Here is an 895-nt window from a genome sequence, read left to right as displayed (position 1 = left end):
CGATTACATCCATGTTGATGATTTGGCTAAAGCGCATGTTATGGCGCTCGATTACATGGCGAAAGGCGGTGAATCGCAAATCCTAAACTGTGGTTATGGCCGTGGCTTTACGGTCAGTGAAGTAATCGATACGGTTAAGGAAAAGTCAGGGCAAGACTTTCCGGTTGAAAATGTCGACCGCAGAGCAGGTGATCCTGATGCGCTGATGGCAAATAATGCCAAAATCAAAGCAGTACTAGGCTGGGAGCCAGATCATGATGACTTAGGTGTGATCGTTAAGTCTGCTTTGGATTGGGAAGCTAAGTGGCAGAAACAAAAAGCTGAGAGTGCAGGCGCTTAATGGCAGACTTCAAACTCGACTCACGCCTGGAAAACGATACGATTCACATAGCGTCTTGGCCATTGTGCGAAGTCTTATTGATGAATGATGTTCAGTATCCATGGCTTATTCTTGTTCCTCGCGTGGGTGATGCAACGGAGTTGTATCACTTAAGTGATGAGCAACGTCAGCAGTTAGATCTTGAGTCGATGTATCTTGGGCAAAACCTAATGCAGCTATTCTCGGGTGATAAGCTTAATATTGCCGCCTTGGGGAACGTTGTAAAACAGCTACATATTCATCATGTTGTGCGTTTTGAAGGTGACCCGACATGGCCAGCGCCAATTTGGGGTAAATTGCCTGCTCAGTCTTATAGCACAGATGAACGCCAGGCTACCTTGCTCAAGCTTAAGCGTATTATTGATAAAGACTGGTCTAACTAGTTATTGTCAATGAAGTACGACAGTTCAGCCGTTTCCAAATACCTGGATACCTATGCAGAGCCTGATATCCAAGCTCTGCAACGCTCCCTGGAAAGACCTTTCGACGCTGTGCTGGTTATTCCTGTTTATGATG

The 895-nt window shown here is 45.8% G+C and carries 1 protein-coding gene and 1 pseudogene; both read left to right on the top strand.

Features of this window, described 5'->3' with window-relative positions; genetic code table 11:
• A pseudogene (locus A3735_RS30295) lies at nt 1-340 on the top strand (UDP-glucose 4-epimerase GalE); the annotation flags it as partial.
• A complete protein-coding gene (locus A3735_RS04830) occupies nt 340-762 on the top strand; it encodes an HIT domain-containing protein (RefSeq protein ID WP_068511823.1) in 423 nt (140 codons plus the stop codon). The pseudogene A3735_RS30295 and the gene A3735_RS04830, both read left to right, overlap by 1 nt.
• Nucleotides 763-895 lie beyond the last annotated feature (133 nt).

The sequence above is a fragment of the Oleiphilus sp. HI0061 genome (genome assembly GCF_001635675.1).
Note: the sequence above shows the minus strand (reverse complement) of the source record. Positions and strands in the feature narration are given on the sequence as shown.

What these genes read in the sequence shown, in the direction of transcription:
- A3735_RS04830 (WP_068511823.1), top strand. Translation starts at nt 340, where the DNA reads ATGGCAGACTTCAAACTCGACTCACGCCTGGAAAACGATACGATTCAC.